The sequence below is a fragment of the Xenophilus arseniciresistens genome (assembly GCF_028023875.1).
GTDB lineage: Bacteria > Pseudomonadota > Gammaproteobacteria > Burkholderiales > Burkholderiaceae_C > Xenophilus > Xenophilus arseniciresistens.
Map to the genome: position 1 here is coordinate 281983 of NZ_JAQIPB010000001.1, position 16138 is coordinate 298120.

The 16138-nt window shown below is 70.1% G+C and carries 15 protein-coding genes; 12 read left to right on the forward strand and 3 right to left on the reverse strand.

What is annotated here, in order from left to right; all coding sequences use genetic code 11:
* Positions 1–72: 72 nt before the first annotated feature.
* The gene (locus PGB34_RS01245) at positions 73–1455 is read right to left on the reverse strand and encodes a phosphomannomutase/phosphoglucomutase (RefSeq protein ID WP_271426247.1); all 1383 of its coding nucleotides are present in this window, start codon (positions 1453–1455) and stop codon (positions 73–75) included.
* Positions 1456–1580: 125 nt separating this feature from the next.
* On the opposite strand from PGB34_RS01245, the gene PGB34_RS01250 reads away from it, so the two are divergent.
* The 12 genes from PGB34_RS01250 to PGB34_RS01305 all read left to right on the forward strand — a co-directional run bounded on the left by PGB34_RS01250 (position 1581) and on the right by PGB34_RS01305 (position 15253).
* Positions 1581–3131 (forward strand): Ada metal-binding domain-containing protein, encoded by a 1551-nt coding sequence (locus PGB34_RS01250; RefSeq protein WP_271426248.1) that lies wholly within the window; start codon positions 1581–1583, stop codon positions 3129–3131.
* 60 nt (positions 3132–3191) lie between these two features.
* Positions 3192–3722, forward strand: a complete 531-nt coding sequence (locus PGB34_RS01255; RefSeq protein WP_271426249.1) for a methylated-DNA--[protein]-cysteine S-methyltransferase — start codon at positions 3192–3194, stop codon at positions 3720–3722.
* Positions 3719–4660 (forward strand): DMT family transporter, encoded by a 942-nt coding sequence (locus tag PGB34_RS01260; RefSeq protein WP_271426250.1) that lies wholly within the window; start codon positions 3719–3721, stop codon positions 4658–4660. Before PGB34_RS01255 ends, PGB34_RS01260 begins: the two co-directional genes overlap by 4 nt.
* A 16-nt stretch (positions 4661–4676) precedes the next feature.
* On the forward strand, positions 4677–5408 hold the full coding sequence (locus tag PGB34_RS01265; RefSeq protein WP_271426251.1) for a c-type cytochrome: 732 nt from the start codon (positions 4677–4679) through the stop codon (positions 5406–5408).
* Positions 5405–6709, forward strand: a complete 1305-nt coding sequence (locus PGB34_RS01270; RefSeq protein WP_271426252.1) for a c-type cytochrome — start codon at positions 5405–5407, stop codon at positions 6707–6709. The genes PGB34_RS01265 and PGB34_RS01270 overlap by 4 nt, the downstream gene beginning before the upstream one ends.
* Before the next feature lie 212 nt (positions 6710–6921).
* A complete protein-coding gene (locus PGB34_RS01275) occupies positions 6922–7335 on the forward strand; it encodes a type IV pilin protein (RefSeq protein ID WP_271426253.1) in 414 nt (137 codons plus the stop codon).
* On the forward strand, positions 7329–7943 hold the full coding sequence (locus PGB34_RS01280) for a pilus assembly FimT family protein (RefSeq protein ID WP_271426254.1): 615 nt from the start codon (positions 7329–7331) through the stop codon (positions 7941–7943). The genes PGB34_RS01275 and PGB34_RS01280 overlap by 7 nt, the downstream gene beginning before the upstream one ends.
* A 58-nt stretch (positions 7944–8001) precedes the next feature.
* On the forward strand, positions 8002–8418 hold the full coding sequence (pilV, locus tag PGB34_RS01285) for a type IV pilus modification protein PilV (protein WP_271426255.1): 417 nt from the start codon (positions 8002–8004) through the stop codon (positions 8416–8418).
* On the forward strand, positions 8415–9626 hold the full coding sequence (locus tag PGB34_RS01290; RefSeq protein WP_271426256.1) for a PilW family protein: 1212 nt from the start codon (positions 8415–8417) through the stop codon (positions 9624–9626). Before pilV ends, PGB34_RS01290 begins: the two co-directional genes overlap by 4 nt.
* A gap of 8 nt (positions 9627–9634) precedes the next feature.
* The gene (locus PGB34_RS01295) at positions 9635–10252 is read left to right on the forward strand and encodes a pilus assembly PilX family protein (protein ID WP_271426257.1); all 618 of its coding nucleotides are present in this window, start codon (positions 9635–9637) and stop codon (positions 10250–10252) included.
* Positions 10253–10265: 13 nt separating this feature from the next.
* The gene (locus PGB34_RS01300; protein ID WP_271426258.1) at positions 10266–14579 is read left to right on the forward strand and encodes a PilC/PilY family type IV pilus protein; all 4314 of its coding nucleotides are present in this window, start codon (positions 10266–10268) and stop codon (positions 14577–14579) included.
* A gap of 92 nt (positions 14580–14671) precedes the next feature.
* Positions 14672–15253: a DUF3455 domain-containing protein gene (locus PGB34_RS01305; RefSeq protein ID WP_271426259.1), complete on the forward strand. Its 582-nt coding sequence runs from the start codon at positions 14672–14674 to the stop codon at positions 15251–15253.
* Between the two features lie 65 nt (positions 15254–15318).
* On the opposite strand, the gene PGB34_RS01310 is transcribed toward PGB34_RS01305, so the two are convergent.
* Both PGB34_RS01310 and PGB34_RS01315 read right to left on the reverse strand, forming a co-directional pair.
* Positions 15319–15774: a YbaB/EbfC family DNA-binding protein gene (locus PGB34_RS01310; protein WP_271426260.1), complete on the reverse strand. Its 456-nt coding sequence runs from the start codon at positions 15772–15774 to the stop codon at positions 15319–15321.
* 54 nt (positions 15775–15828) lie between these two features.
* On the reverse strand, positions 15829–16119 hold the full coding sequence (locus tag PGB34_RS01315; RefSeq protein WP_271426261.1) for a hypothetical protein: 291 nt from the start codon (positions 16117–16119) through the stop codon (positions 15829–15831).
* Positions 16120–16138: the final 19 nt, after the last annotated feature.

A 16138-nucleotide genomic window follows, 5' to 3' on the forward strand; every position in this document is an offset into this window, starting at 1 on the left:
GATCCCAAACGCTGCAACTGCACATCATCGACATTGGAAGGCCACGCAGACGCGGCCAGGGGCGCGCCAGGCTCAATGGGCGGCCTCGCCCAGCACGGCATCGGGCTTGACCGATTTGAGCAGGGCCGTCATTTCGGCTTCGATGCGCGCCAGGGCGTCCTGCGTCTGGCCTTCGAAGCGCAGCACCAGCACCGGCGTGGTGTTGGATGCGCGGATCAGGCCGAAGCCATCGGGCCAGTCGACGCGGATGCCGTCGATGGTCGAGACCTGGGCCGGCGCCGCAAAGTGCGCCGAGCCCTGCAGTTGCGCCACCAGGCGATGCGGCTCGCCCTCTTCGCACTTGACGTTGATCTCGGGCGTCGAGAAGCTGGTGGGCAGCGCATTGAGCACCGCGCTCGCATTGGCATGGCCCGAGAGGATCTCCAGCAGGCGGCAGCCCGCGTAGGTGCCGTCGTCGAAGCCGAACCAGCGCTCCTTGAAGAAGATGTGGCCGCTCATCTCGCCACCCAGCGGCGAGTCCACTTCCTTCATGCGGGCCTTGATCAGCGAGTGGCCGGTCTTGTAGATCATGGGCTTGCCGCCCGCGGCCTCGATGGCCGGCGCCAGGCGCTGCGAGCACTTGACGTCGTACACGATGGTGCCGCCGGGCACGCGGCTGAGCACGTCCTGCGCAAACAGCATCATCTGGCGGTCCGGGAAGATGTTCTGCCCGTCCTTGGTCACGATGCCCAGGCGGTCGCCGTCGCCGTCGAAGGCCAGGCCCAGTTCGGCGTCGCCACTTTGCAGCGCGGAGATCAGGTCCTTGAGGTTGTCGGGCTTGCTCGGGTCGGGATGGTGGTTGGGGAAATTGCCGTCCACCTCGCTGAACAGCTCGGTCACCTCGCAGCCCAGCGCGCGGAAGATGGCCGGCGCCGAGGCGCCCGCGATGCCATTGCCCGAATCGACCACGACCTTCAGCGGGCGCTGCAGCTTGATGTCGCCCACGATGCGCTCCACGTAGGCCGGCAGCACGTCGACCTGGCGCACGCTGCCGCCTTCGGCCAGCGTGGCGCTGCCCTCTTCCATCACGCGGCGCAGGCCCTGGATCTCGTCGCCGTAGATGGCGCGGCCGGCCAGCACCATCTTGAAGCCGTTGTAGTCCTTGGGGTTGTGGCTGCCCGTGACCTGGATGCCCGAGCTGCACAGCGTGCTGGCGGCAAAGTACAGCATGGGCGTGGTGACGGCACCGACGTCGATCACCTCGACGCCCGTGGCCACCAGACCGCGCACCAGCGCATCGACCAGCGCGGGCCCCGACAGACGGCCGTCGCGGCCCACGGCCACCGAACGCTCGCCCGCCGCGCGGGCGGCGCTGCCGAATGCCCGGCCCAGGGCCTCGGCCACCTCGGTGTCGAGCGTGGTGGGAACCACGCCGCGGATGTCATAGGCCTTGAAGATGCTGGGACTCAGTTGCATGAAACCTCTTCGGTGGATGCTGGCAGAACTGGGCGGCATTGTAGGCACCGCCCCTGGCGCCAGCTGGCAGTCACAGGTCCGGAAATGGCACAGGCGAGGCCGCTCGCACACCTAAGATCGGCGCCATGGCAGCATCCAGCACCCCGCCCGAAGTCACCGATGGCGACGCCTGTTACCTGGCGATGAAAACCCATGACGCGCGCTTCGACGGGGCCTTCTTCACGGCCGTGACCTCCACCGGCATCTATTGCCGCCCCGTGTGCCGCGTGAAGCTGCCGCGGCGCGAGAACTGCCGCTTCTTCCGCCATGCCGCACAGGCCGAGGCTGCGGGCTTCCGCCCCTGCCTGCGCTGCCGGCCCGAGCTGGCGCCGCGCACGCCCATGGGGGCCTGGAGCACCGAGGATGCCGCGCGCACGCTGGCGCTGCAGGCGGCCCGGCTCATGGACGAGCCGCAGTCGTGGATGGCGCCCGATGCCGGCGCCCCCGCCGACGAAGGCGCGGGCGGCACGGGCGCGATGCAGCGGGTGGCTCAGCGCCTGGGCGTCAGCGACCGGCACCTGCGCCGCATCTTCGAGGCGCAGTTCGGGGTCTCGCCGCTGCAGTACCTGCTCACGCGCCGGCTGCTGGCGGCCAAGCAGCTGCTGGCCGACACCTCGCTGCCGATGGCCGAGGTGGCGCTGGCCAGCGGCTTTGGCAGCGCGCGCCGCTTCCACGACGCCTTCCAGCAGCGCTACGGGCTGAGCCCCGGCGCGCTGCGCCGCGCGGCGCCCGCCCGCAAGAGCGACTCGCAAGACGCCGCCCATCAGGGCTGTGTCGAAGTCCGCCTGGCCTGGCGCCCGCCCTACGACGTGGCCGCGATGTGGGCCTTCCTGGGCCGCCGCGCGCTGCCGGGTGCCGAGCAGCCTTCGGCCGACGGGCGCAGCCTGCAGCGCACGCTGGCGCTCATGCATGCCGGCCAGCGGCACACGGGCTGGCTGCAGGTGCGCGTGGACGAGGCCGACGGGCCGGCCGCGCGCGTGCGGCTGCAGCTTTCGGAATCGCTGGCGCCCGCGCTGCCCACGCTGATTGCGCGCGTGCGCGGCTGGCTGGACCTGGACGCCGATCCGCAACCCATCCACGCCGTGCTGGGCGCGGCCTTTCCAGCCGGCGAAGGCCTGCGCGTGCCGGGCACGCTCGACGGTTTCGAGCTGGCCGTGCGCGCCGTGCTGGGCCAGCAGATCACCGTGGCGGCCGCACGCACCCTGGGCGGGCGGCTGGTGCAGGCGCTGGGCGAGCCCATCGCCACGCCCTTCTCGGGCCTCACGCGGCTCTTTCCCACGCCGGCGGCCCTGGCCGGCGCCGACCCGGACCTGCTGGGCAGCCTGGGCATCGTGCGCCAGCGCCAGGCCGCCATCCAGGCCCTGGCCCGCGAAAGCCTGGCAGGCCGCCTGCAGCTTCAGTCCGGCGCCGACCCCGGCCCCACCTGCGCCGCCTTGCAAACCCTGCCCGGCATCGGCGACTGGACGGCGCAGTACATTGCGATGCGGGCCCTGCGCTGGCCTGATGCCTTTCCGGCTGGAGACATTGCGCTGCAAAAGGCGCTGGGCGTGAAGAACGCCAAGGCCGCTGCGGAGGCTTCGCAGGCCTGGCGCCCCTGGCGCAGCTATGCGGTGCTGCGCGCCTGGGCCGCGGCCTGAGTGGCCTGCGATAAGGAATTCAAGGGACAACCACAACAACAGCAGCGAGACCTTGCCATCATGAAATTCAGACAACCCGCGCTGCTCAGGCAGCGGCGCATCCACACCCCGCTGGGCGCCGTGCGGCTGGCCCGCACGCCCCGGGGCCTGGCCGGCCTGTGGTTCGACGGCCAGCAGCACAGCCCCGACGCGGCGCTGTGGATCACCGACGACGGCGACACCCTGCTGCGCGAGGCCGACCAGCAGTTGCAGGACTACCTGGCCGGCCGGCGCGCACACTTCGAGCTGCCGCTGGACCTGTCGCACGGCACGCCCTTCCAGCAGGCCGTATGGCAGGCGCTGCTGGGCATCGCGCGCGGCCAGACCACGCGCTACGGCGCGCTGGCCGCGCAGATCGGCCTGCCCAGCGCCTCGCGCGCCGTGGGCGCGGCCGTGGGGCGCAACCCGCTGAGCGTGATCGTGCCCTGCCACCGTGTGATCGGCGCCGATGGCAGCCTCACGGGCTACGCGGGCGGCCTGCCGCGCAAGCAGCAGTTGCTGAGCCTGGAGGGCGCGGCCTGCGCTGCGCTGGCCGAAGGCAGCTTCGCATGAGCGCCGCCCAGTCGGCCTCTGCCGCCGCTGCGGCCGAAACGCCCAAGCCCTGGCTGCTCGACCTCATGCTGCTGGGCGCGCTGTGGGGCGCGTCCTTTCTGTTCATGCGCATCAGCGCGCCGGAGTTCGGCGCCCTGCCCATGGCCGCCCTGCGCGTGGGCATCGCCACGCTCACACTCCTGCCGCTGCTGGCCCTGCACGGCCAGATGCCCGCGCTGCGCCAGCACTGGAAGGCGGCGCTGTCCATCGGCGTGCTCAACTCGGGCCTGCCCTTTGCGCTGTTTGCCTATGCGCTGATCACCATCAACGCCGGCCTGGGCGCAGTGCTCAATGCCACGGTGCCCATGTTCGGCGCGCTGGTGGCCTGGGCCTGGTTCGGCGACCGGCCCGATCGCTCGCGCCTGACGGGCCTGGCGCTGGGCTTCGCGGGCGTGGCCCTGCTGGCGGGCCGTTCGGCCGGGCTGCAGCAGGGCGGCGGCAACGGCACGCAGGCGCTGTGGGCCGTGCTGGCCTGCCTGGGCGCCTGCCTGAGCTACGGCATCGCGGCCAATGCCACGCGCCGCCACCTGCAGGGCGCGCCGGCCCTGGCCACGGCCACGGGCAGCCAGATCGGGGCCACGCTGTTCCTGGCGCTGCCGGCCCTCTGGCTGTGGCCGGCCCAGACGCCCAGCCTGCGCGCCTGGCTGTCGCTGATCGCGCTGGGCGTGGCCTGCACGGGGCTGGCCTACATCCTGTTCTTCCGCATCATCGCCAACGCCGGGCCGCAGCGCGCGCTCACCGTGACCTTCCTGGTGCCCGTGTTCGCGGTGGCCTATGGCGCGCTGTTCCTGCACGAGGCCGTGACGCTCTGGATGCTGGGCTGCGCAGCCATCGTCGTGTGCGGCGTGGCGCTGTCGACCGGCATGGTGCGGCTGCCGCTGCGCCCGCGCGGCGGCTGAGAGGGGGCTGGCGCGCATGCCTTCTTCGCTTTTCGTCAGGGCACTGGTGGTGCTGCTGGCGTGCCTGGGCGGCGCCGGGCCGGTGGCGGCTCAGGAGCCCGCAACAGCCCACCAGGGCTTCGGCCCCGACATGGCGCCGCGCGTGGCCGCCTGCACCGCCTGCCATGGCCGCGAGGGCCAGGCCACGCGCACGGGCTACTTTCCGCGCATCGCAGGCAAGCCCGCGGGCTACCTGTACGAGCAGCTGCGCAGCTTCAGGGACGGGCGGCGTACACAGCCCGCGATGCAGCATCTGCTGAGCAACCTCAGCGATGCCTACCTGCGCGAGATGGCCGCGTACTTCGCGGCGCAGCAGCACCCCTACCCGGCGCCGCCGCCCTCGGACCTGAGCGCCGAGCTGCTGGCGCGCGGGCGCGCGCTGGTGCTGGAGGGCGACGCCGCGCGCGGCCTGCCGGCCTGCGCGAGCTGCCACGGCGCGGCGCTGACGGGCGTGGAGCCCGGCGTGCCGGGCCTGCTGGGCCTGCCGCGGCTGTACATCGCCTCGCAGCTGGGTGCCTGGCTCACGGGCGAGCGCCGCGCGCTGGCGCCCGACTGCATGGCCGAGGTAGGGCGCCAGCTCAACGCCACCGACATCCAGGCCGTGGCCGGCTGGCTGGCCCTGCAGCCCATGCCGGCCGACGCGCGGGCCGTGGCGGCGCATCCGCTGCCCCGGCCCTGCAGCGCCAGCACCGCGGGGGCCTTGCCATGAGCCGCACCCGCGCCTGGCGCAGGCTCGGCCGTGCGGCCGTCGGCCTGGTGCTGCTGATGGGGGCGGCCGCGGCCGGCGTGTGGTGGCTCAACGTGCGCGGCGAAGCGCCCATCGCCGACCCGGCGCCCGCCTTCGCCGCCAGCGCCGCGCAGGTGGAACGCGGCCGCTACCTGGCGCTGGCCGGCAACTGCGCGGGCTGCCACACGGCGCCCGGCGGGGCCGCCTATGCGGGCGGCGTGGGCATCGCCACACCCTTCGGCACCGTCTATGCCGGCAACCTCACGCCTGACGAGGCCACGGGCCTGGGCCGCTGGAGCGCCGACCATTTCTGGCGCGCGCTGCACCATGGCCGCTCGCGCGACGGCCGGCTGCTGACGCCGGCCTTCCCGTATACCAGCTACACGCAGCTCCAGCGCGAAGACAGCGACGCGCTCTATGCCTGGCTGCGCACGCTGCCCGCGGTCTCGCAGCCCAATCGCCAGCAGGGCCTGCGCTTTCCCTACAACACGCAGGCCGCGCTGGCCGTGTGGCGCGCGCTTTACTTCCGTGCCGCCAGCTTCGAGCCCGTGCCCAGCCAGAGCGCACAGTGGAACCGCGGCGCCTACCTGGTCGGCGGCCTGGGCCACTGCATGGCCTGCCACGGCCCGCGCAACGCCCTGGGCGCGCCCGAGGCCGCGCGCCCGGGCGAGGTGGGCGGTGGCGGCCTGCTGGCGGACCAGGGCTGGTACGCGCCCGCGCTGGACGATTCACGCGAGGCCGGCGTGATGCGCTGGCGCGAAGACGACGTCGTGGCCCTGCTGCGCGACGGCCGCAACGCCCATGCCGGCGTGAGCGGCCCGATGGCCGAAGTGGTCTATCGCAGCACGCAGCACCTGAGCGATGCGGACCTGCGCGCCATGGCCGGCTACCTGCGCACCCTGCCTGACCGCGCGGCCGCGGCGCCCGCGCCGCCGCCCGCACCGGCATCCCCGGCGCCTGAGGGCCAGATGCTGCGCGGCGAACGCATCTACGCCCAGCAATGCGCCTGGTGCCACGGCGCGCAGGGCCAGGGCCAGAGCGGCGCCTTCCCGCCGCTGGCCGGCAACCGTGCGCTGAACATGGCAGGCACCCGCAACCTGGTGCAGATGCTGCGCCAGGGCGGCTACCTGCCAGCCACCGCCGGCAACCCGCGCCCACACGGCATGCCGCCCTTCGGCCATGCGCTGGAAGACGCGGACATCGCCGACGTGCTGACCTATGTGCGGGGCAGCTGGGGCAACCGGGGGGCCGCGCTGACGCTGGGGGACGTGGCGCGGCGCTGAGGGCTTGCAACCGGCACCGCAACGGTGCCGGGCATCGCGGCCTGGCCGCGACGGACGGCGTGCCAGCGCCGCCCAGTGGATTTGCACATTTTCACATTTACATCAATCATGACATCAATGTGAGCGGTCATGCGTCTGACCGCATGTCCCTGCTGTCCACGCACGTGTAGCCCATGCCCAATGCCTTCAGCCACCCTTCTGTGCCACGCCGCATGCACCGCCAGCGCGGCTTCACCCTGATCGAGCTGATGGTGGTGGTGGCTGTCGTGGCCATCCTCGCCGCCGTGGCCTACCCCAGCTACCGCGACTACGTGCTGCGCGGCAACGTGGCGGCCGCCACGGCCGAGCTGCAGGCCCTGCGCGCCGACATGGAGCGCCACTACCAGAACAACCGCACCTATGCGAGCGTGACCGGCGGCGCCAGCACGCCCTGCGGCACCAGCCGCACGGTCGGCAACTTCACGCTGTCGTGCGATGGCACGCCCACGGCCACGGCTTTCTCGATCCAGGCCGTGGGTGACGGTTTCACCTTCAAGCTCAACCAGCTCAATGTGCGCGCGACCACCGCGGGCCCCTGGGGCACTTGCGCCACGGCCTGGACCCTCAAGCGAGGGCAGGCATGCTGAATGCGGGTCGGGCGCCAGGCACCCGGCCGCACGGCTTCACGCTGATCGAGCTGCTGGTCACGCTGTCGGTGCTGGCCATCCTGATGATGATCGCGGTGCCATCGATGAGCCAGTGGGTGCGCAACAACCAGGTACGCGCCGTGGCGAGCACCCTGCAGAACGGCATCCGCACGGCACAGGCCGAGTCGCTGCGACGCAGCCGGCAGGTGGTGCTGGTGCTGACCGACGACAAGGCCGTGGACAGCAGCACCAGCGTGACGGCCAAGGCCGATGGCAGGTACTGGGCCACCTACACCGTGCCGCTGGACGGCACCAGCGAAAGCAAGGCACTGCTGGACAGCGGCACGGTCCGGGACGTGGGCGACGGCGTGAGCATCACGGGCCCTTCCGCCCTGTGCTTCAGCAGCCTGGGCCGGCTCGTTGCCAACAGCTCGCCGGGCATCACCAGCGCGCAATGTGCGCTGCCCTCCGGCTCGGCCACACACAGCCTCGACGTGGGCATGAGCAATGCCACGCGCCGCCTGCGGGTGCTGGTGAGCATCGGCGGACAGGTGCGCATGTGCGATCGCGACAAGTCCATCTCCAGCCACCCCGACGGCTGCCCCTGAGACCGGCCGCCCCCTTTTTTATTCCATCGAACGCCATGCCGCCCCGGCCCTCGTCCTCATGAAGAATCGTTGCGTCCACCCGAGCCGACCGCGCCGCAGCCGCGGCTTCGCGCTCATCGAGGTGCTGATTTCGGTGCTGCTGCTGTCACTGGGCGTGCTGGGCCTGATCGGCCTGCAGGCACGCGCCATGAGCATGTCGGGCGAGGCGGAAGACCGCAACCGCGCGGCCGTGCTGGCCGACGACCTGGCCAGCCTGATCTGGATGAAGCGATCTCTGACGCTGTCTGACAGCGAGCTGGACGCATGGGAAGCGGCGGGACAGAACCAGTTGCCCAATGCCACCTTGTCGGTGGATGCCGTTTCAGGCAACGCCAATGCCGTGGACGTGACCATCACCTGGCGCGCGCCCAGCCGCGCCCAGGGCGACAACAGCACGCTGCGCACGCGCGTCGTGCTCTCCCAGGACCCGACATGAGCCACGGCATCCGCAGCGGCGCAGGCGCAGCAGAACGTGGCTTCTCGCTGGTCGAGCTGATGGTGGCGATGGCCATCGGCCTGGTGGTGGTGCTGGCAGTGACCAGCCTGATCGTCGTGAGCCAGACGCGCGAGCGCACCACCGGCGGCTCCAACGACATGAACCAGAGCAGCGCCTACGCGGCCACGGTGGTGGACCAGGCGCTGCGAAGCGCCGGCGCCGGCTTTGCGCAGGGCTGGGACCTGGGCGCGCTGGGCTGCCAGCCCTATCTCTCGTACAAGACCGCCGCCGTGCTGCCGCGCAGCACGAGCTTGCCCGCACCCTTTGCCGGTTTGCTGGGCGGCGGCACGGCCACGGCCAACCTGCGCATCGCGCCCGTGCTGATCGGGCAGGGCCAGGCCGCCGGCGGCTCCGACATCCTCGCCGTGATGAGCGGCAGTGCCGCCATCGGCGACGTGCCGCGGCGCATCCGCGACTTCGTCGATGGCAGCTCGACCGAGGCCCGGGTGCGGCTGGACACCACGCTGGCCCTGCACGCCGACGACGTGCTGCTGCTGAGCCGCCCCGAGTCGGAAGCCTGCGCAATCAGCCAGGTCAAGTCCAACTTCGTGCACAGCGCAGGCCAGGATGTCGTGACGCTGGCCGGCGACTATTACCGCAGCACCCTGGACAACAGCAACACGCTGCAGACGCTCACCGGCGGCGGTGAAGCCTTCGTCACGGGCCTGGGCAACGGCAGCAGCGGCAATCTGTCGATGCAGCTTTTTGGCGCCGGCACCGACCGCGTGCTCTACCGCTACGACATGTTGCGCCAGAGTGGCAACGACGCTGCCGAGGCCCTGGCCGAAGGCGTGGTGGCGATGCGCGCGATCTATGTGGTGGACGCCAACATCGACACGGCCGGCGCCACGCCGGCCCCCACCTGGACCGCGCCCACCGGCGACTGGGCCATCGGCACGCTGCTCGCCAAAAGCCGGACCGACCGCGCCCGGGCCCTGCGCCAGATCGTGGGCGTGCGCGTGAGCCTGCTGCTGCGAAGCAGCGTGCGCCAGAGCGTGGTGGCCGCGCCTGCCAGCTATGTGATGCTGCAGGGGCTGGCAGGCGAGCGAACCGTGAACCTCAGCGATGCCGACCGACGCTTCGCCCACCGGCTGATCGAGCTCACGGTGCCGCTGCGCAATGCGCTGATGGTCCAGCCTTCCTTCTGATGACGACCATGAGCACGCGCGCATTCCTCCCCTCCTCCCATTCGCATCGCCGCCAGCGCGGGGCCGCACTCCTGTTCACGCTCGTGGCGCTGGTCATCCTGCTGGCCGGCGGCGTGGCGGTGGTCCGCTCCATGAACAGCAACCTCGACAACGCGGGCAACCTCGCCTTCCGCCGCGACCTGATCAACCAGGGCGAGGAGGCGGTGGTCAAGGCGCTCAACGAGAGCTTCCCCGCGGGCGCAGCCGCCGCGGGCACTGCGCTGACCAGCAAGAACTACAGCCCCGTACCGCTGGACACGAACGACCAGGGCATTCCGCTGGCGCTGCTGAGCGACACCGAGTTCGTCAAGTATGGCGTTGCATCGAACGACATCACGGGCCGCGACGGGGTCAAGGTGCGCTACGTCATCGAGCGCCTGTGCACGATCGCGACGGAATCGGCTTCGGTGCAGGGGCTGCAGAACTGCGTCGCCTTCTCGCGTGCCTCGGGCGGGGGCAGCGGCCATCTGGCCGACGGCGCCAAGGCGCCGGTCGATCCGGTGTATCGCGTCAGCGCGCGCGTGACGGGCCCGCGCAATACCCAGGTGTTCATCCAGAGTGCGCTCACGCGCCCCGAGTCCCTTTGAGTCGAGCCGCCCCATGAGCCTCAAGCCCACCACCCGATTCCAGCGCGCGCTCGCGCTGACGCTGGCCGCGCTGGTGCCCCTGCCCGGGCTGCTGGTGCCCGGCACGGCCGTCGCCGTGGACCTGGCGAACCAGCCCGTGTTTGCCACCTCGGCCGTGCCCGGCAACCTGGCCCTCGCGCTGTCGGTGGAATGGCCCACCGCTTCGCGCACGGCCCACACCGATGCCTATTCGAGCAACAGCACCTTCCTCGGGTACTTCGATCCGGCCAAGTGCTACAACTACATCTACAACTCCGCCTCCAACGCAAGCGGGACCGGCAACACCAGCTATTTCCAGCCCGCAGGCCTGGCCACCAACCGTCGCTGCACGGCCAAGTGGAGCGGCAACTTCCTGAACTGGGCCGCCACTGCGGCCATCGACCCCTTCCGCTGGGCCATGACCGGTGGCCGGCGCGTGGTGGACACCGCCACCGAGACCATCCTTGAGAAAGGCTGGCATTCGGGCCAGGGCTTGTTCGATGACCGCTCGCTGCCTGCTGGCGAGATCGCAGGGGCCACGCCCTTCACCAACGCCAGCGCGTTCTACATCCGCATCAACGGCATGGGCTTTCGCATGCGCTTCTCGCTGGGTGGCGAGCGCACGTTCACGCTGGACTACTACAACAACACCGACTACACGAACAACAACCGCACCCCGGTCCTCACCGTGCAGGACGCGGCAGCCAATCTCAGTTGGTCAGGCTCCCCCGCCGCCGGCGTGAATGCCGACAACTTCTCCACCCGCTTCACCGGGACCTTCACAGCCCCCAAGCGCGGCCGCTACCGGTTCCGCCTGCAGCACGACGACGGCGTCGTGATGTGGCTGGACACGAGCGGCACCGAAACCTTCACCAACACCAACCGGATCATCGTCAACAACAGCTGGACCAGCACCTACACCTATCAGAACACCAACGGCTACAACGACAACTCGTCCTTCAGCATGCAGGCGGGTGACCGCTTCTCCATCCGCATCGTCCAGGTCGACACAGGCGGCGGTGCCGGGGTTCGGCTCGACTGGGCACTGCCCGACGACAACCGCAACGCGACGACCAACTGGGAGCTGTTTTCGAGCGACGCCTTCGGAAGCTCTGCGCAGGACTTCCTTCCCACCACCACCGTCAGCGCGGGGCGCCCCTACGACGTCACCATGCGCGTGAAGGTCTGCGACTCCAGCAGCGCCGCCGGCGGCGTGGAAAGCAACTGCAAGGCCTATGGCAGCAACTACAAGCCCGAAGGCCTGGTGCAGAAGTATTCGCAGGACATGCGCTACAGCGCCTTCGGCTACCTGAACGACAGCAGCGACAGCCGCGATGGCGGCGTGCTGCGCGCGCGCCAGAAGTTCGTCGGGCCGACGACGCCGGTGCCGGGCCAGCCCAGCATCACCAACACCGGCGCCGAATGGAGCTCCACGGACGGCACCTTCGTGCGCAATCCGGATGCCGCCGACGCCACCACCACCAGCACCGCAACCGGCGTGTCGATCACCAACAGCGGCGTGATCAACTACCTGAACAACTTCGGCCAGTTGCTGCCGGGCAGCTACAAGGGCCTGGACCCGGTCAACGAGCTGTACTACGCCGTGATGCGCTACTTCCGCAACCTCGGCAACGTGCCGCAGTGGACGCAAAACATCTCCAACGCGACCTACCTGGACGGCTTCCCGGTCATCACCAACTGGGACGATCCGATCCAGTACTCGTGCCAGCGCAATTTCGTGCTGGGCATCGGTGACATCTACACCCACCGCGACAAGAACGTGCCGGGCAACAACTCCAGCGACGGCGAGCCGTCCATGCCTGCAGCCGTGACGGCCGACACCTCCGTCAACGCCATGACCGCGACCAACAAGGTCGGCGTGCTGCAAGGGCTGGGCAACTCCTTCGCCACGCAGGCCACCGGCTCGAGCTACTCGCGCTCCTACATGGCGGGCCTGGCCTACGACGCCAACACCAAGGACATCCGGCCCGATGTGGCCAGCGAGGCCAAGACGCTGGGCAAGCAGACCGTGCAGACCTACTGGGTGGACGTTCTCGAAGCGCCCTTTGTCGCGAACAACAAGTTCTACCTGGCCGCCAAGTTCGGCGGCATGAAGGTGCCAGCCGACTTCGACCCCTACACCTTCGCGGGCACCATTCCGCTGGACTGGTGGTCCACCACCGGCGAGACGGTGGGCTCGCAGAACCGGCCCGACAACTACTTCACCGCCGGCCGGCCCGACACCATGGTCAGCGGCCTGACCCGCGCCTTCGAAAACATCGTGGGCGACATCAAGGCCTACACCACCTCCTTCTCGCTGGCGTCCAAGCAGATCACGCAGTTGAGCAACGCCTCGTATGCCACGCAGTACGACTCGGCCGACTGGAGCGGCGAGCTGACGGGCAGCCAGCTCAACGTGGACGCAACCACCGGCGTGCCCACGCTGGCCGCAACCCCCACCTGGAGCACGGCGACCCGCTTCGAGAACCAGCTTGCGGGCAGCGGCTGGGACACGGGGCGGCGCATCGTGACCTGGAACCCCTCGACCACCAACGGCGCAGCGGGCGTGCCCTTTCGCATCAGCGGCATCTCCACCGCGCAAAGAGAGCTGCTGAACACCACCTACGTCAGCGGCGACGACAGCGCCAACTACCTCAACTGGCTGCGCGGCGATCCCTCGCTGGAGTCCAGCGGCTACCGGGCGCGCTCGACCACGCTGTCCACGGGCCTGCGGCGCAAGCGGCTGGGTGACATCGTGAACTCCAAGATCACGGTGGTGGCCGCGCCTTCGTCGGAATACTCGGAAACGGCCAACCCGGGTTACCGCAGTTTCAGGCAGACCTACCAGAGCCGCCAGACCATGCTGTACGTGGGCGCCAACGACGGCATGCTCCACGCCTTCAAGGGCGGGCTGGGCAGCGATGGCGGCACGGAGCTTTTTGCCTATATTCCCAGCGTGCTGTTCCATCGCAACCCGACGGACCTGTCGGCACCCAGCCAGGACGGCCTTCTGGCCCAACTGGGGCGCCCCACCTACCAGCACCGCAACTACGTCGACGCCACGGCGCGGGTCTTCGACATCGACTTCAACAATGCCGGCGGCGCCTTCCGAACCGCGGTCCAAAGCGATGGCAGCACCAACGCTTCCTGGCGCAGCGTGCTCATCGGTGGGCTGGGGAGCGGCGGACGCAGCTATTACGCCATCGATGTGACCGACCCTTCGGCCATGACCAGCGAGACCGCCGTCGCAGGCAAGGTGCTGTGGGAATTCCCGGCCCGAAGCCAGTTGCCGACCGCGGCCGGCGGCACCTGCACGAGCAACTGCATCGACATGGGCTTCAGCTTCGGCGACCCGGTGGTGGTGAAAACGGCCAAGTACGGCTGGGTGGTGATCTTCACCTCGGGCTACAACAACATCGACGGCAAGGGGCACCTGTTCATCGTCAACCCCACCAGCGGCGCCCTGCTGGAAGACATCAGCACCGGCCTCACCACCTCCAGCGGCATGGCGCGCCCCACGGCCTACGTGCGCGACTACACCGACATGACGGCCGACTCGGTCTACGTGGGTGACCTCAACGGCCAGCTCTGGCGCTTCGACCTGAGCCAGGCGCGCAGCGCCGCCGGCGGCTACCCGGCGCCCATCCGCATCGCGCGCTTCACCGACACCAGCGGCAACGCCCAACCCGTGACCTCCAGGCCACTGGTGGAAATCCATCCGGCCAAGCGCAAGCGCTTCGTGATGGTCGGCACCGGCCGGCTGCTGCACAGCAACGACATCCAGGACGCGCAAGGGCAGACCTTCTACGCCATCGTGGACGGCGGCATCGCGAACTTCGCTGCCACGGCCAATGACGGTGACAGCTGGCCTGTGTTGCGCAGCGACCTGACGGCCGTGACCGACGTGACGCAGGGCATCAACGTGGACGGCAGGGCCGGCTGGCTGCTGGAGCTGGGCAAGACCAACAACGTGGGCTGGCGCGTCATCAATGACCAGAGCGATGCCTACAACGGCAACATCGGCATCGCCAGCTTCCCGTCGGTGCTGCCCACGGGCGATGCCTGCAGCCCCTCGGGCCTGAGCCGCGCCTACGCACTGAACTACGCCAGCGGCAAGACCGTGCTGGACAACAACGCGGCCTACATCGGGTTCAGCAGCGTGATCACCGACCTGAACTTCGTGAACATCCGGGGCCAGACGCGCCTGGTCGCGGGCGACAACATCGGCGCAATCCGTTCGCTGCCCGGCAATTTCGGCAGCACCAGCCCGCGCCGCCTGAGCTGGCGCGAGATCCCGGTAGGCAACTGAGCACCGGGCGGAAGAAGGGACCGATCCAAACCGCCCACTCCTGCGTATAGCCCGTGCAGCCTTCGCTGCGCACGCAACTCACAGGAGCTCCCATGACCCGAATCCAGCCCGCGTTCCGTCCCCCTCTCGCCGGCGCCGCCCTCATGGGCGCGCTGTTGCTGCTGACCGCCTGCGGTTCGATGAGCAATTCCGGCTCGTCGATGGGCAGCTTCTCGCAGGCCAGCCTGCCGGCCAGCATCCAGGTGCCGGCGGGCCACAAGGTGTCGATGGAGACCGTGGGCGTGGGCACCGTTCAGTACGAGTGCCGCGACAAGGCCAATGCCCCGGGCCAGATGGAATGGACCTTCGTGGGCCCCGACGCGCGCCTGATGGACCGCGCCGGCAAGCAGGTGGGCAAGTACTACGGTCCGCCGGCCACCTGGGAGGCCAACGATGGCTCGAAGCTCACCGCCACGCAGCTGGCCGTCGCACCCTCCGGCCCCACCAGCCTGCCCTACCAGCTGGTCAAGGCCAATCCCGCGACGGGCAATGGCGCCATGAGCGGCGTGACCTACATCCAGCGCGTGGCACTCCAGGGCGGCATCGCCCCGGCCACCGCCTGCACGGCCGCCAACAAGGGCGCCCGCAGCACCGTGAACTACCAGGCCGACTACATCTTCTGGAAGGCGGCCTGAGGCCCAGGCTCACCAGCGGCGACATGCGCCGCAGCGGCCCCCGGGCTTAGAACGTGTTCACGTTCCTAGGACCCGAAGCCCAGGGCCAGCTCAAGCACCAGCGGCTGGCGCATGTCGGGCGGCGGTGCCTCGGTGATGCTCTGAGCCGTCAGCACCGCGCGCAGGTCAGCATCGGCCTGGGCCTGACCCAGCGACGCGAACTCGGCCTGCGACACCCGGCCCGAGGCAGCGATCCAGACGCGCACCCGCAGCGGCTGCGCGGCCTGCTGCGGCTCGGCCCCCGACAGGATGCGCGCCTGCATCCAGCTGTGCAGCCGCACCACGGCCTCGTTCGCGGGGTCGCTCAGGCCCTGCTGCAACTGGCCGCCCACAAGCTGGGCGTAGCTGATCCAGTGCTGCGGCACCGATTGGGCCAACACGGGCACCGGCAAGGCCGCAGCCATCCCGGCCAGGCCGAGCCAGGCCAGCAGCCGACGCAGGCGCGCACCTGCCAGAGCGAATCGGGACGGTTTCTTGACCATGGAATGCTGCTGCTCAGGGAACGGAGAAAAGGGTGGGTCACGCCCGAAGCCAGCTCATGACCCCGCGGCCTTGGCCGGGGCCGCGGGCAGCGCCCGCTCGAACTGCAGCCTGCGCCGCTCGTCGGCCAGCTCGGCCTGCGTGATGCCGAACTCTTCCATCGATTCGACCAGCAGGCGCAGGAAGGCCTGGCGCTGCCGCTCCCAGATGCGGCCGGCGCGGCGCGTGCGCTCGCGCTGGCGTTGGGTCAAACCTGGCTGCTGCTGCAGGCTGTGCGCTTCGGTCGCACTGCGCGCACGCGCGGCATCGAGCACGCGGGCCAAGGCGATGTCTTCCTTTTTCTTCAACGCTGGACGGCGAGGACGC

What these genes read in the sequence shown, in the direction of transcription:
- PGB34_RS01245 (WP_271426247.1), bottom strand. Translation starts at nt 1,455, where the DNA reads ATGCAACTGAGTCCCAGCATCTTCAAGGCCTATGACATCCGCGGCGTG.
- PGB34_RS01250 (WP_271426248.1), top strand. Translation starts at nt 1,581, where the DNA reads ATGGCAGCATCCAGCACCCCGCCCGAAGTCACCGATGGCGACGCCTGT.
- PGB34_RS01255 (WP_271426249.1), top strand. Translation starts at nt 3,192, where the DNA reads ATGAAATTCAGACAACCCGCGCTGCTCAGGCAGCGGCGCATCCACACC.
- PGB34_RS01260 (WP_271426250.1), top strand. Translation starts at nt 3,719, where the DNA reads ATGAGCGCCGCCCAGTCGGCCTCTGCCGCCGCTGCGGCCGAAACGCCC.
- PGB34_RS01265 (WP_271426251.1), top strand. Translation starts at nt 4,677, where the DNA reads ATGCCTTCTTCGCTTTTCGTCAGGGCACTGGTGGTGCTGCTGGCGTGC.
- PGB34_RS01270 (WP_271426252.1), top strand. Translation starts at nt 5,405, where the DNA reads ATGAGCCGCACCCGCGCCTGGCGCAGGCTCGGCCGTGCGGCCGTCGGC.
- PGB34_RS01275 (WP_271426253.1), top strand. Translation starts at nt 6,922, where the DNA reads ATGCACCGCCAGCGCGGCTTCACCCTGATCGAGCTGATGGTGGTGGTG.
- PGB34_RS01280 (WP_271426254.1), top strand. Translation starts at nt 7,329, where the DNA reads ATGCTGAATGCGGGTCGGGCGCCAGGCACCCGGCCGCACGGCTTCACG.
- pilV (WP_271426255.1), top strand. Translation starts at nt 8,002, where the DNA reads ATGAAGAATCGTTGCGTCCACCCGAGCCGACCGCGCCGCAGCCGCGGC.
- PGB34_RS01290 (WP_271426256.1), top strand. Translation starts at nt 8,415, where the DNA reads ATGAGCCACGGCATCCGCAGCGGCGCAGGCGCAGCAGAACGTGGCTTC.
- PGB34_RS01295 (WP_271426257.1), top strand. Translation starts at nt 9,635, where the DNA reads ATGAGCACGCGCGCATTCCTCCCCTCCTCCCATTCGCATCGCCGCCAG.
- PGB34_RS01300 (WP_271426258.1), top strand. Translation starts at nt 10,266, where the DNA reads ATGAGCCTCAAGCCCACCACCCGATTCCAGCGCGCGCTCGCGCTGACG.
- PGB34_RS01305 (WP_271426259.1), top strand. Translation starts at nt 14,672, where the DNA reads ATGACCCGAATCCAGCCCGCGTTCCGTCCCCCTCTCGCCGGCGCCGCC.
- PGB34_RS01310 (WP_271426260.1), bottom strand. Translation starts at nt 15,774, where the DNA reads ATGGTCAAGAAACCGTCCCGATTCGCTCTGGCAGGTGCGCGCCTGCGT.